The organism is Polynucleobacter sp. MWH-HuK1 (genome assembly GCF_018881815.1).
Classification (GTDB): domain Bacteria; phylum Pseudomonadota; class Gammaproteobacteria; order Burkholderiales; family Burkholderiaceae; genus Polynucleobacter.
On record NZ_JACVPP010000001.1, the window covers coordinates 514,520 to 527,231 of the forward strand.

Consider the following 12,712-nt stretch of genomic DNA (forward strand, 5'->3'; position numbering starts at 1 on the left):
AGCTCTTTTGTTTTAATCCAAATAAAAGTGTTGAATGGGTTTGAGGTCATCATCTAATTCGTAAACCAGCGGGATGCCATTTGGAACATTGACTTCCATAATGGCTTCATCAGACATTTGATCTAAATACTTAATGAGAGAGCGAATGCTATTACCGTGAGCAACTAATAAAACGCGCTTGCCAGCTTTGAGGGCTGGAGCAATCGATTCATTCCACAATGGCAATACACGCTCAACGTTATCTTTCAGACACTCGCCCAAAGGAATATCAGAAGTATTGAGTTTGGAGTAACGAGGATCATTCTTGGGATTGCGCTCATCTTCATGCTCTAGCAAAGGTGGGCGCACATCGTAAGAGCGACGCCAAATATGAACTTGTGCATCCCCGTATTTTTCAGCGGTTTCTGCTTTATTGAGTCCGGTAAGGGCTCCATAGTGTCGTTCATTCAGGCGCCAGCTGTGCACAACTGGAAGCCACATGAGATCCATAGTGTCTTGTACATTCCAGAGAGTGCGAATAGCGCGCCTTAAAACAGAGGTATAGGCAATATCGAATTCATAGCCTGCTTTTTTGAGGTTTGCACCTGCTGCTAGGGCCTGTTCTGAGCCTTTTGGGGTTAAGTCAACGTCCGCCCAGCCAGTGAAGCGGTTTTCAAGGTTCCAGGCGGATTCGCCATGACGAATAAGGACAAGTTGTTTCATAGAGCCATTCTATAATCCGGTGATGAACTTTCTCACGCAAATTGATAATTTAGCGCTTATTGCCCTCCTGCTGGTTTCGGGCGCAGCGCTTTTCCTACCCACATTATCTACGCTTATTGGCGGAAAAGGCTTGTCGCCTTCAGAGACAACGATTTGGATTAATCGTCGTAAAGCGTATGTGCTTGATCTCCGCTCCGAGGAGGAGTACAAAGCTGGGCACCTCCCAGGTGCTAAATTTGCCAATTCTTCTGCCTTGACTGCCGCAATTGAAAAGCTTAAGTTAGACCGTAAGCTCCCTGTTGTCTTGGTTTGTGACACTGGCGCCCAATCCCGCAAGCTCCTTGCTGAAACTCAAAAGTTAGGTTTTGTAGAGGTTGGGGTATTGGATGGTGGCGTACAGGCCTGGAAAGCAGCAGCTCTTCCTTTGGTGAAGTAAGGAGAAATAATGCCTCCAGTAACAATGTACAGTACCCAGGTTTGCCCATATTGCGTAATGGCTGAAAAGCTATTGAGCAAAAAAGGTGTAAATAACCTAGAGAAGATTTTGATTGATCGTGATCCATCGCAGCGAGAAATCATGATGACCCGCACTGGTCGCCGCACAGTTCCACAAATTTATATTGGCGACACTCACGTTGGTGGCTATGACGACTTAGTTGCATTGGATCGCGCCGGTAAGCTTGATCCTTTATTGGCTTGATAGATTAAACATACAAAAGAAAGTTAGTAATGACTGAACAATCCTCCGCACCCCAAGAGAGTAACGAACAATCTAAAGAGCCTGGGTTTCGTATTCAGCGTATTTACCTAAAAGATTTGTCGCTTGAGCAACCAAATGCACCACAGATTTTGTTGGTTGCATCTGAGCCACAAGTGCAAGTAGAGATTGATATTTCTGTTGCTCCTTTAAGTGAAGGAATCTTCGAGGTAGCTTTGAGCGCCACTGTGACTGCCAAGGTAGATACAAAAGTATTGTTCCTGGTTGAAGCTAAACAAGCAGGTATTTTTGAGTTCAGTAATATCCCTGTTGAACAAATTGATCCAATGCTCGGCATAGCTTGCCCAACTATTTTGTACCCATACTTGCGCTCAAACATCGCTGACATCATTAGTCGTGCAGGCTTCCAGCCAATTCATTTGAATGAAATTAACTTCCATGGCATGTATGAGCATCGTTTGATGCAGGCTCAGCAAGAAGCCGCCGCAAAAGAAGGCGCAGCAACCGAAAGCAAGCCTCACTAAGTTTTTAATAGAGCCCACAGATCATGAAAGTGACACTGCTTGGTGCTGGCGCTTGGGGAACGGCGATGGCCGCACAGGCTGCTCGCCACCTCAATGAAGGCGATGTCTGTTTGTGGTCTCGCAGCCAAGAGCAATTACAAGATATTCAAAAGAGCGGTCAAAACCGAACTCATCTTTCAGGTATTCAATTACCCGCAGGGTTAAAACTCGAGAGTGATTTTGCTGCTGCGATTAAAAGACTTTCGAGTGACGATCTTTTAGTCATAGCTACGCCAATGTCTGGGCTCTCTGAAACGATTGATCAAGTCTTAAAAGTTGCCAAGCACCCTCTCAATGTTATTTGGCTTTGCAAAGGTTTAGAGCCTGATACTGCTTTGTTACCGCATCAAGTGGTAGAGCGTGAAAGTAAAATTTACTCAAATGGTATAGCGCATTCGTATGGCGCACTATCTGGCCCAAGTTTTGCTCGTGAGGTTGGTGCGGGGATGCCATGCGCTTTAACTGTTGCCAGTAAATCTGCAAAACTTTGCGAGCTTGTTCAAGCTGCCTTCCATCACGGCAATATGCGCATCTACTCAAGCGATGATTTGATTGGTGTTGAGTTGGGTGGCGCCATTAAGAATGTCTTGGCTATCGCCGCAGGTATTGGTGATGGCTTGGATTTGGGTCTGAATGCTCGCGCCGCAGTGTTGACACGCGGCTTGGCTGAAATGATGCGTCTAGTTAAAGCTGCAGGTGGTAAGTCTGAAACTTGTATGGGCTTAACTGGAGTCGGTGATTTAATTTTGACCGCAACAGGAGATCTATCTCGCAATCGTCGCGTTGGTCTTGAGCTTGCCGCTGGAAAATCGTTACCAGAGATACTTGCTAGTCTTGGGCACGTTGCTGAGGGCGTGCTGTGCGCTCAAGCAGTTGGAGACTTAGCTAAACGTCTTGGTGTAGAAATGCCTATTACCGCCATGATGGGCGAAGTATTGTCTGGAAAATTAAACCCACATGATGCCGTTAAGAGGCTCATGGGGCGGAATCCTAAAATCGAATCCTAAGCGCGGCTCCTAGATATCTTGTTATTGACCGTCAGCAAGGCCATTTTGGCGCCATGCTTCATACACAACGATTGCTACTGTATTAGAGAGATTTAAGCTACGACTGTTATCTTGCATTGCAAGACGCATGCGATTGTTTGCTGGTATGGAATCTCTCACTTCATCCGAAATACCTTTAGTTTCAGAGCCAAATACAAAGTAATCATTAGGTGAATACTTGCCCTCATGAAATTTTCCCGACCCCTTCGTAGTCAACGCAAAAAGATGTCTAGGATCGGGTTTCTCATTTTGTAAAAACTGAGTCCAATTTTGATGAACTTTTACTCTTGCAAATTCATGATAGTCCAAGCCAGCTCTGCGTAATTTTGCATCCTCCATCGGAAACCCAAGAGGCTCTATGAGATGTAGTTTCGCACCAGTGTTTGCGCAGAGACGAATGATGTTTCCGGTATTGGGAGGAATTTCTGGTTCGAATAAAACGATATTAAACATGTTGTACTCTTTCGATTGGTCGCGTAGCCCTGAGAAGTACCCAATTGATTACGCGAGATGCGCCATTGTCCTTCAGAACGCGGGCAATTTCATTAAGGGTTGCTCCGCTAGTCATGACATCATCAAAGATGATGACCGTTTTATTTTGAATTTGCTCGATGTATTTTGCTTCAATATAGAACATTCCTTGAATATATAAATGTCGTTCCTCAAGATTCCTTCCAGCTTGGTGTGCCGAGTAATGATGGCGTCGAAGGATGTAAGGGGATTTTTGAACGTGTTTCCCACAATGAATTCGCTTGGCAATTTCCCAGCTTTGATTAAAGCCGCGTTGAGCCAACTTTTGAACACTTAATGGAACAGGCAGTAAATAACTTGAATCAGTGTGTTCAAGTTGCGAAGAGATAAGCATGTTCCAGGCGCTACTTAGTGCATGACCATAAGCAATGCGTTTTTGGTACTTAAACTCATGCAATGGCGATTGAAGAATGCCTGTGTAGCGATCCAAGCAATAAGTTTCATCAAAGTAGGATTTAGATATTTGGCAGAGTGCGCAATGTTGCTGGACAATTTCTTCGGGTTGAAGTGTGATGCCGCATTGATAGCAGCACTGATAGTTAAACAAGCCTTCATGTCGCAAAGCGTCTAAGCAGTTATTGCAAATCGAGTGATGCTGAAACTGGTGACAAACAATGCAAGCCGTTGGTAAAAGACGGTCACAAATCGCTTGAAGAATGTTCTCTGGAAATCGCATGGGGCGCTGAGTATACTGAGCAAATGACCCAGCCCATCAGATGGTTACAAGACGAAATTGCAGATCGCATGCTGCAAAAGTTGGACATCGTTAAGCTCGATGTAAAAGATATTTTGATAGTGCCGGACTTTCCTGGAAAGCATTTGGATGTATTTGCTAAACGCTACCCAAGGGCGCGCCTAATAAGCCTCTTGGATGAGGGTGTTTCAGGTTTTGCAATGTGGCGCGTTAAATCAATCGCACATTGGCGTTCACTATTTGGGGGGCGTACTGATTCTTTGGCCAGTTACACATCCTCGGGAAGATTTGACGTTCCTGATAATTCTGTCGATTTGATTTTTAGTGATCTCCTATTGCAGGATTTGGCAGACCCAAAACAATTTCTGCACGAGTGTTGGCGCGTACTGCGTGAGGGTGGTTTGATTGCATTTAGCTATCTTGGCCCAGACACTGGAAAAGAGTTGCGTTCAGTTGTGATTCCGGGATTGCAACTGAAAAATCTATTAAGCCCTTGGGATATGCATGACATGGGTGATGCTTTACTTGCTGAGCGATTTTCGGACCCGGTAATGGACATGGAGTACCTAACCTTAGACTATGAAAACAGCACTCTATTGTTGGTAGATATCAAGGCTCTTAAATTGATCCATTCCACCTCAATAGAAGATTCAGAATTGGGTGTTTTGCCGCAAAAACTCACATTAGAAGTGGTCTATGGACATGCTTGGGCGATTGGAAAGCATCTTGCGAAGGCTAAAGACAGCGTAGCCTATATTGATCTAAATCAAATTGGACGCAAGACTAGACCAGATTCTGCTTAAGTGTAAGTACTCACTATCATTTTAACCTTGGTCAAGATTGGGTCAGGCTGGGTTATCCCTGTTTGTTGTTACGCCTAATTAACCCTATAATCACGGCAGGATGTATTGGCTTGAGACCGTTTTTTGAGCAATTTGCGGCATTTTTGTTGCTTTGCTCACGACAATAAACAGAGAATAAGATGAATTTATTTGGAAAAGTCACTAGGGCTTCGCTCTATTTCGTAGTTGCTTTTGGCACTGCTTTTGCTCATGCAGCGGAGAATATGCCTGGTGGCCCAGCTGTAAATCAGCTGAATTTTGCGCCTGCTGCTACCAAAATCATGCAAGAGATTCATTGGTTGCATTGGATGATGTTGATCATTTGTGCGTTAATTTTCATTGGTGTTTTTGGAGTGATGTTCTATTCCATCTTGAAGCACCGTAAATCATTGGGCCACAAATCAGCGTCATTCCACGAGAGCACCACTGTTGAAATTATTTGGACAGTCATTCCATTGCTGATTGTTATTGGCATGGCATTGCCAGCAACAAAAACGGTTGTTGCAATGAAAGACACCACTAACTCTGATATCACTATTAAAACTACTGGTTATCAGTGGAAGTGGGGTTACGACTACATCAAAGGCGAAGGCGAAGGAATTAGCTTCCTATCAACTATGTCCACTTCACGCGAAGCAATTAATAACTTGGCACCTAAATCAAATACCTACTTGATGGAAGTAGACAATGAGATGGTTGTCCCTGTAGGGAAGAAAATTCGTTTGATTACTACTGCTAACGACGTTATCCACGCCTGGACTATCCCAGCGTTTGGCGTAAAGCAAGATGCGATTCCAGGCTTCGTTCGTGACACCTGGTTCAGAGCTGAAACTATTGGCACTTTCCGCGGTCAGTGTTCTGAGCTTTGCGGTGCTGAGCATGCATTCATGCCTATCGTTGTGCGTGTGGTTTCACAAGATGACTACACCGCTTGGGTTGCTCAGAAGAAAAAAGAAATGGGCGCTGCTGGTGATGATCCATCTAAGGTTTACACCTTGGATGAGCAGAAAGAGCGTGGTGCAAAAGTTTACGCAGCAAACTGCGCAGCTTGTCATCAGCCTAGCGGCAAAGGTGCGGGCGCTTTCCCGGCGTTGGATGGCAGCAAAGTTGTGCTGGGGCCTAAAGCCGCGCAATACAACATCCTGATTAACGGTAAAGGCGCAATGCCGAAATGGGCTGGCGTAATCTCTGATGGCGATATTGCTGCGGTGATGACTTACACACGTAATGCATGGGGTAATAAGACTGGTGAAGTAATTCAAACCCAAGACATTGTTACTGCGCGCGGCAATTAATTCAGATTAACAAATACAGATAAAAACGAAACCGGAGTAATTCATGAGCACAGTCTCTACTATCCACGATCACGCACACGATCACGCACACGACGATCACACACCACATGGTTGGCGTCGTTGGTTGTTCGCAACCAACCACAAAGACATTGGTACGATGTATTTGATCTTCTCATTCGTTAGCTTGCTTGCTGGCGGTGTGATGGCGTTGGGAATTCGTTTGGAATTGTTCCAACCTGGTTTGCAGTTCCTGCGCCCAGAATTCTTTAATCAACTAACTACCATGCATGGTTTGGTGATGGTGTTCGGCGCGATTATGCCGGCCTTCGTTGGTTTCGCTAACTGGATGGTGCCTTTGCAAATCGGCGCATCTGATATGGCATTTGCCCGTATGAACAACTTTAGCTTCTGGATTCTTCCTGTAGCAGCAACATTGTTGTTGAGCTCATTCTTGGTTCCTGGTGGCGCTCCATCAGGGGGTTGGACTATTTATGCTCCATTGACTTCGCAAATGGGTCCTGGCATGGACATGGCGATTTTTGCACTCCACTTATTGGGTGCGTCATCGATCATGGGTTCGATCAACATCATCGTAACTATTTTGAACATGCGCGCTCCTGGTATGACATTAATGAAGATGCCAATGTTCTGCTGGACATGGTTGATCACTGCTTACTTGTTAATTGCTGTGATGCCTGTATTGGCTGGCGCAATTACGATGGTTCTGACTGACCGTCATTTCGGTACTTCATTCTTCTCCGCAGTTGGCGGTGGCGACCCAATCATGTTCCAGCATATTTTCTGGTTCTTCGGTCACCCAGAGGTTTACATCATGATTCTTCCAGCATTCGGAATCATCAGTGAAATCGTTCCTGCTTTCTCTAGAAAAACATTGTTCGGTTACAGCTCAATGGTTTATGCAACCGCATCTATTGCGATCTTGTCATTCATCGTTTGGGCTCACCACATGTTTGCAACTGGTATGCCAGTAACAGGTCAATTGTTCTTTATGTACGCAACCATGTTGATCGCCGTCCCAACTGGTGTGAAGATTTTTAACTGGGTAGCAACAATGTGGAAAGGCTCAATGACCTTTGAAACTCCAATGTTGTGGGCTATCGGCTTTATCTTCGTTTTCACTATGGGTGGATTTACTGGTTTGATCTGTGCGATGGCGCCAATTGATATTGGTATTCAGGACACTTATTACATCGTTGCTCACTTCCACTATGTATTAGTGGCAGGTTCATTATTTGCGATGTTTGCCGGTTTTTACTACTGGTGTCCAAAGTGGACTGGCTACATGGCTAGTGAAACTCGCGGCAAGATCCATTTCTGGGCTTCCATGATTTTCTTCAACATTACTTTCTTCCCAATGCACTTCTTGGGCTTAGCAGGTATGCCACGTCGCTATGCTGACTACCCAACTCAGTTTGCTGATTTCAATGCGATTGCATCGATTGGTGCATTGGGCTTCGGTTTAGCGCAGGTTTACTTCTTGCTCTTCGTTGTATTGCCAGCCTATAACGGTAAGGGTGAAAAAGCGCCAATGAAGCCTTGGGATGGAGCCAAAGGTCTTGAGTGGACAGTGCCTTCACCAGCGCCACATCACACTTTTGAAACTCCGCCTAGCGCAGAGCAGATGCGTGAAGCAGGAATTTAATTCATCAGGTAAGCAAGCCCTTGCTGCGAATAATCGCAGGATGGGCTTCATCCTGTTGAGCGTTGTAGCAACCTTTTTTATAGGCATTTTGATTAAACGAAGCTTGTTGGGTTAATCCCTTGAAGACATGGTGATCGATCAAGCACTCAACCGCCAAATTTTGTTGAAGCTCTTAATTGCAGCTGTGATGATGTTTGGTTTTGGTTATGCCTTAGTTCCAATGTACAAGGCCTTGTGTGAGGTCACTGGAATTAACGTAGTAACAAGCAAGAATGATTATGGTGTTAGAGCCTTCAGTCCTAATAAGGTAGGTAATACTCAGGTTAACTATGCTCGTACAGTAACTATTGAGTTTGATTCAAATAGCCGTGGCCCGTTTACATTTAAGCCAGTAAAGAATTTTTTAGAAGTGCATCCTGGTGAAATGACTGAGATTGTTTATGAGGTAACTAACAATCAAAATCGCCCAGTACGCGCTCAAGCGATACCAAGTTATGCGCCTAAAAGCGCAACGGAGTTTTTTACGAAATTAGAATGTTTTTGCTTTCAGGAGCAAACGCTAGCAGCAAAAGAAACAAAAAAGATGCCGGTAGTCTTTGTAATCGATGCAGGTTTGCCGGATGATGTAAAAACAATTACTTTGTCATATACCTTCTTTGAGTTAGGTTTAGGTGGTACGCCACCAGCTCCAAAATCAAGGTTGGCTTCATGAAAAAGAAAAGTAGTTTTATGCAGTCTATGAAAGCCGTGATGTGGGGCTTTTTGGGGGTGCGTAAGAAGTCAGGTTTGCAGGAAGATGTTGCTTCATTGAGTTTTGTGCACATTATCATTGCAGGGGTTATTGGCGCCTTGATTTTTATGGGCGTACTTCTGTTGATAGTGAAAGTAGTTGTGTCCCATTGATTATTTTTTGATTGAATAGAGAGAATAAGATGTCATCCAATTCAACCCCATACTATTTCGTCCCTGGACTATCTAGACATCCAGCAATGGCCGCTTTTGGCTTAATTGCTTTTGGCTTTGGTATTTCTGGATGGGTAAATCATGCCTCTTGGGGCGGACCTTTGACCCTCGCGGGCGTTGCGTTTGTTCTCTACGTTCTCTATAACTGGTTTGGCGATACGATTGCAGAATCCAATGCAGGCAAGAATGGTGTCAACGTAGACATCTCTTATCGTTGGTCGATGGCTTGGTTCATCTTTTCTGAAATCATGTTCTTTGGCGCATTCTTTGCAGCTTTGTTCTATGCGCGAAATATTGCGATGCCTTGGATGGGTGATGTAGAAAGCAAGTTGCTTTGGCCTAATTTCCAAGCTGTTTGGCCAAATGACGGTCCTGCTGGTTTGGTTGAGAAATTCACCACTATGGGTCCTTGGCCAATTCCAACAATCAACACATTGTTGCTTTTGAGCTCTGGTGTAACGATTACTATCGCTCACCATGCTTTAGTAGAGAACCATATGAAGAAAGCCATCATTAGCTTGGCTGCAACTGTTGGTTTGGGCCTCATCTTCTTGGGCTTCCAAGTTTATGAGTACTACCATGCATATCATGAGTTGAACTTGAAGCTAACTTCAGGCATTTATGGTTCCACATTCTTCATGTTGACTGGCTTCCACGGCTTCCACGTTTTCCTTGGTGGCACGATGTTGGCGATTGTCTTGCGTCGTATGATTCGCGGTGATTTCACTTCTAAACACCACTTCGCGTTTGAAGGCGCTGCTTGGTATTGGCACTTCGTTGACGTAGTCTGGCTTGGCTTATACATCGCTGTTTACTGGATGTAATCCAATAAAAATCGGGGCCTAAAGCCCCGATTTGTTTTTAAGCCCTCAAAGAGAAGCGCCGTTTAATTGGTGCCCACTTTAATTCCAGTAGCCTCAATGAATCCAAAGTAGTGGGCCAGTAGAATTCCGGCAAATAGTGCGATAGATAGTCCGATACGCAGCATGAGTGAGTGGACCATGCGTGAGCTATTGCCCCTATCTTTCATCATGTAATACAAAGCCGATCCTAAGCTAAAAACAATCATTAGTAGGACAATTGGAATAATCCACTTCATCACAAATCCTTATTATTAAATCTCTTGAATAGTCTTTTTACTGCTCTCATTACAAAGCGCATAGTTGCTACTGTATCAGCCTTGATCGTGATTGCGATTGGCTGTGGAGCGGGTATTTGGCAGCTGAATAGAGCGGATACCAAAATTGCCTTGGCCGCCAATTTGTTGGCTCGCCAACAAATGCCCATCTTAAGTGCGAATGCTGGTCCTTGGGCTTTAGAGGAGGCTCGTGAGCGCCGCATGATTGCTAGAGGTCAATACATTCCCGAGGCAGCCATTTGGCTGGATAACCGGCCTAGACCCACCCCTCCTGCTGGCAGCACTACTTCGCAATCGGGTTTCTATCTGATGATGCCTTTAAGACTGGATGGCAAGGATGAGATTCTTTGGGTTAATAGGGGTTGGGCGCCACGCAATAATGAAAATCGTGAGACCTTGCCACCTGTTCAGACGCCAAATAAGGTAGTCAATGTTGAGGGTATCGTTTTTGCTCAGCCCGGCAAGGTTTATGAACTAGGTGGCGGTAAGGGTGTTGTTGACCCTGGTAAGCCTAGAATTGAGCAAAATTTTGACTTAGTGTCTGAAGCTAAGTTGCATAGTTGGACGCAAGCCCCATTTATTTTGCGTGAGGTTGAGGTTGGCTCGGATGACGGTTTGCTACGTGAGTGGCCGCCCCTGACAAGCGGAGTCGATCGCCATTATGCTTATGCATTCCAGTGGTTTGCTTTGGCTTTTGCTGGCTTCCTATTTTGGTTAGTTACAGGGTTGCGTCAATACAGACGTCAGGATTTTAGTCAAAGGCATCGAGGGGATCAAGGGTGAGTGATAAAGAGTTATTAATTCCGGCATCACAGGTAGATTCAGCTGCTATTAATGCGCGTACCCGTCGTGGTCGTATTCAGATGCTGTTGTTACTGTTGGCTTGCGCCTCTCCAGTAATCGCATCCTATTTTACGTATTACGTGATTAAGCCTGCTGGCGGTAAAACCAATTTGGGCACTCTTGTTTACCCAGCTCAAGAATTCAATACGGCATGGCTTGATACGCCCACAAAAGGTAAGTGGAGTCTTTTAATTGCTCGTCCTGCTGGCGAATGCAAAGTTAAGGATGAGAAATGTATTGAAGCCTTATTTTTGATGCGTCAAGTTAAGGTTGCCATGGGGAGAGAGGGTGGTCGCCTCCAGCTCTTATGGGTGAACACAGATGGCCAGCCTGTTGATCCAGAAGTCATTAAAGCGTATGACGAAAAATCTGCAGGCTTCAAACTTGTTTCCCTTCCGTCGGATCCTAAACTTCGTTCTGACTTTGAGGCATGGCTCAATAAAGAGGGTGCGGGTCAGCAGATTCAGTTAGTAGACCCAAGTCCCGCAAAGATGATGTACTTCCCAGTGACAAACTCTCCTAAAGAGTTCGCTGGCATGAAGAAAGATCTAGAAAAACTCTTGAAGTTAAATCATAAGGGCGAGAATTTGTAATGCCGAGTTTGATTTTATTTTTAGAGTTAGCTGCCATCGCAATTATTTTTGCAGGCCTGCCGCTGCTCTATCTTTGGAGAAAGCCAGGCTATAGCTTTTTCCAAAAACTCAATTGGGTATTGGTCTTTATGACTTTTGATCTAATCGTGTTTGGAGCATTTACACGTCTTACCGACTCAGGCTTAGGCTGTCCCGACTGGCCTGGATGTTATGGCACCTCCAATCCATTCCATGCGCTGACCGAGATTCAGCGGGCTGAAAGCGCCATGCCTACTGGCCCTGTAACTGTGATTAAGGCTTGGATCGAAATGATTCATCGCTATTTGGCGATGACTGTAGGCGCACTCATTTTGGTGCAGGTGGGAATTGCCCTCAGTAAGCTCAAGTCTCTAGGAAAAAATCCTTTACTGGGTAGTCTCGGTTTACTTGTATTGGTTTGCGTGCAAGGTGCTTTTGGTGCTTGGACTGTGACCCTCAAGTTACAACCTATTATTGTCACGATTCATTTGATGTTGGCCTTAGTTTTGTTGTCCTTCCTCACCCTGTATGCGCAACAATCTTGGGAAGAAAAACTTTCTGCAGTTCGCGTTCTTCGTATTCGACCTATTTCAGCGCAGTTTCTCACCCTTTCTTTCGTAGTTCTCTTTATCCAGATTTTCTTGGGTGCTTGGGTGAGCACTAATTACGCCGTTTTAGCATGTCCAGATTTTCCGACCTGTATGGGAAGCGTATGGCCAGAAACCAATTGGAGCGAAGGCTTTACGCTTTGGCGTCAATTAGGTTTAAATGCACAAGGTGAATTTATCTCACCCGTAGCCCTGCAAACCATTCATTGGGCACATCGGCTTTTTGCGGTCTTGGTGTTGATTGTCCTAGGCACTTTGGGCCTCAAAGCGTTAAAGCTGGCAACCCCAGCTCTATTTGGTCTTAGTTTGGTAGCTAAGCTGTTATTGGCTGTACTGCTGCTGCAGATCGTGACTGGTATTTCTAATGTGGTCTTCCAGTGGCCCTTATTAGCCGCTTTATTGCATACCGCTGGCTCTGCTGCTTTGGTATTCTGTTTAGTCAGAATGAGTAATTGGGCCTCCTGGAAGCCTTTCATTCAAAAGAAGATGGCATAA

18 protein-coding genes are annotated in these 12,712 nt (G+C 45.0%); 14 read left to right on the forward strand and 4 right to left on the reverse strand.

Going from position 1 to position 12,712, the window contains the following annotated elements; translation table 11 throughout:
• Window positions 1–12: 12 nt before the first annotated feature.
• Window positions 13–702 carry a 2,3-diphosphoglycerate-dependent phosphoglycerate mutase gene (gene gpmA, locus ICE93_RS02750; protein ID WP_216185381.1) on the reverse strand — a complete coding sequence of 230 codons (690 nt, stop codon included), beginning with the start codon at window positions 700–702 and terminating at the stop codon, window positions 13–15.
• Window positions 703–724: 22 nt separating this feature from the next.
• On the opposite strand from gpmA, the gene ICE93_RS02755 reads away from it, so the two are divergent.
• The 4 genes from ICE93_RS02755 to ICE93_RS02770 are packed head-to-tail and all read left to right on the forward strand — an operon-like array spanning window position 725 to window position 2,990.
• On the forward strand, window positions 725–1,138 hold the full coding sequence (locus ICE93_RS02755; RefSeq protein ID WP_216185384.1) for a rhodanese-like domain-containing protein: 414 nt from the start codon (window positions 725–727) through the stop codon (window positions 1,136–1,138).
• A 9-nt stretch (window positions 1,139–1,147) separates the two neighbouring features.
• Window positions 1,148–1,402, forward strand: a complete 255-nt coding sequence (gene grxC, locus ICE93_RS02760; protein WP_216185387.1) for a glutaredoxin 3 — start codon at window positions 1,148–1,150, stop codon at window positions 1,400–1,402.
• Between the two features lie 29 nt (window positions 1,403–1,431).
• Entirely contained in the window at window positions 1,432–1,944 is a 513-nt protein-coding gene (secB, locus tag ICE93_RS02765; protein WP_216185390.1) for a protein-export chaperone SecB, read from the forward strand.
• Between the two features lie 23 nt (window positions 1,945–1,967).
• The gene (locus ICE93_RS02770; RefSeq protein WP_216185393.1) at window positions 1,968–2,990 is read left to right on the forward strand and encodes an NAD(P)H-dependent glycerol-3-phosphate dehydrogenase; all 1,023 of its coding nucleotides are present in this window, start codon (window positions 1,968–1,970) and stop codon (window positions 2,988–2,990) included.
• A gap of 21 nt (window positions 2,991–3,011) precedes the next feature.
• On the opposite strand, the gene trmL is transcribed toward ICE93_RS02770, so the two are convergent.
• Both trmL and ICE93_RS02780 read right to left on the reverse strand, forming a co-directional pair.
• A complete protein-coding gene (gene trmL / locus ICE93_RS02775; RefSeq protein WP_216185396.1) occupies window positions 3,012–3,482 on the reverse strand; it encodes a tRNA (uridine(34)/cytosine(34)/5-carboxymethylaminomethyluridine(34)-2'-O)-methyltransferase TrmL in 471 nt (156 codons plus the stop codon).
• The gene (locus ICE93_RS02780) at window positions 3,475–4,236 is read right to left on the reverse strand and encodes a ComF family protein (RefSeq protein ID WP_216185399.1); all 762 of its coding nucleotides are present in this window, start codon (window positions 4,234–4,236) and stop codon (window positions 3,475–3,477) included. Before ICE93_RS02780 ends, trmL begins: the two co-directional genes overlap by 8 nt.
• 23 nt (window positions 4,237–4,259) lie before the next feature.
• Between ICE93_RS02780 and ICE93_RS02785 the strand changes: the two genes are divergently transcribed.
• The 7 genes from ICE93_RS02785 to ICE93_RS02815 all read left to right on the forward strand — a co-directional run bounded on the left by ICE93_RS02785 (window position 4,260) and on the right by ICE93_RS02815 (window position 9,841).
• Window positions 4,260–5,057 (forward strand): methyltransferase domain-containing protein, encoded by a 798-nt coding sequence (locus tag ICE93_RS02785; RefSeq protein ID WP_255554462.1) that lies wholly within the window; start codon window positions 4,260–4,262, stop codon window positions 5,055–5,057.
• 179 nt (window positions 5,058–5,236) lie between these two features.
• Window positions 5,237–6,391 carry a cytochrome c oxidase subunit II gene (gene coxB / locus ICE93_RS02790; protein ID WP_216185405.1) on the forward strand — a complete coding sequence of 385 codons (1,155 nt, stop codon included), beginning with the start codon at window positions 5,237–5,239 and terminating at the stop codon, window positions 6,389–6,391.
• Window positions 6,392–6,434: 43 nt separating this feature from the next.
• Window positions 6,435–8,054, forward strand: coding sequence for a cytochrome c oxidase subunit I (gene ctaD, locus ICE93_RS02795; RefSeq protein WP_216185408.1), 1,620 nt, complete (start codon window positions 6,435–6,437; stop codon window positions 8,052–8,054).
• A complete protein-coding gene (locus ICE93_RS11475; RefSeq protein WP_370624584.1) occupies window positions 7,954–8,169 on the forward strand; it encodes a cytochrome oxidase small assembly protein in 216 nt (71 codons plus the stop codon). Before ctaD ends, ICE93_RS11475 begins: the two co-directional genes overlap by 101 nt.
• A gap of 12 nt (window positions 8,170–8,181) precedes the next feature.
• On the forward strand, window positions 8,182–8,766 hold the full coding sequence (locus tag ICE93_RS02805) for a cytochrome c oxidase assembly protein (protein WP_068319666.1): 585 nt from the start codon (window positions 8,182–8,184) through the stop codon (window positions 8,764–8,766).
• Complete coding sequence (locus tag ICE93_RS02810; protein WP_068319664.1) at window positions 8,763–8,957, forward strand: DUF2970 domain-containing protein; 195 nt, start codon at window positions 8,763–8,765, stop codon at window positions 8,955–8,957. Before ICE93_RS02805 ends, ICE93_RS02810 begins: the two co-directional genes overlap by 4 nt.
• A 29-nt stretch (window positions 8,958–8,986) precedes the next feature.
• A complete protein-coding gene (locus ICE93_RS02815) occupies window positions 8,987–9,841 on the forward strand; it encodes a cytochrome c oxidase subunit 3 (protein WP_216185414.1) in 855 nt (284 codons plus the stop codon).
• Window positions 9,842–9,903: 62 nt separating this feature from the next.
• Here ICE93_RS02815 and ICE93_RS02820 read toward each other — a convergent pair whose 3' ends face one another.
• Entirely contained in the window at window positions 9,904–10,116 is a 213-nt protein-coding gene (locus tag ICE93_RS02820) for a twin transmembrane helix small protein (protein ID WP_216185417.1), read from the reverse strand.
• A 24-nt stretch (window positions 10,117–10,140) separates the two neighbouring features.
• On the opposite strand from ICE93_RS02820, the gene ICE93_RS02825 reads away from it, so the two are divergent.
• From ICE93_RS02825 to ICE93_RS02835, 3 genes are read left to right on the forward strand one after another with little or no spacing between them, the layout of a single operon-like run.
• Complete coding sequence (locus ICE93_RS02825) at window positions 10,141–10,938, forward strand: SURF1 family protein (protein ID WP_255554463.1); 798 nt, start codon at window positions 10,141–10,143, stop codon at window positions 10,936–10,938.
• A complete protein-coding gene (locus ICE93_RS02830; protein WP_216185420.1) occupies window positions 10,935–11,591 on the forward strand; it encodes a hypothetical protein in 657 nt (218 codons plus the stop codon). Before ICE93_RS02825 ends, ICE93_RS02830 begins: the two co-directional genes overlap by 4 nt.
• Window positions 11,591–12,712, forward strand: a complete 1,122-nt coding sequence (locus ICE93_RS02835; RefSeq protein WP_216185424.1) for a heme A synthase — start codon at window positions 11,591–11,593, stop codon at window positions 12,710–12,712. Before ICE93_RS02830 ends, ICE93_RS02835 begins: the two co-directional genes overlap by 1 nt.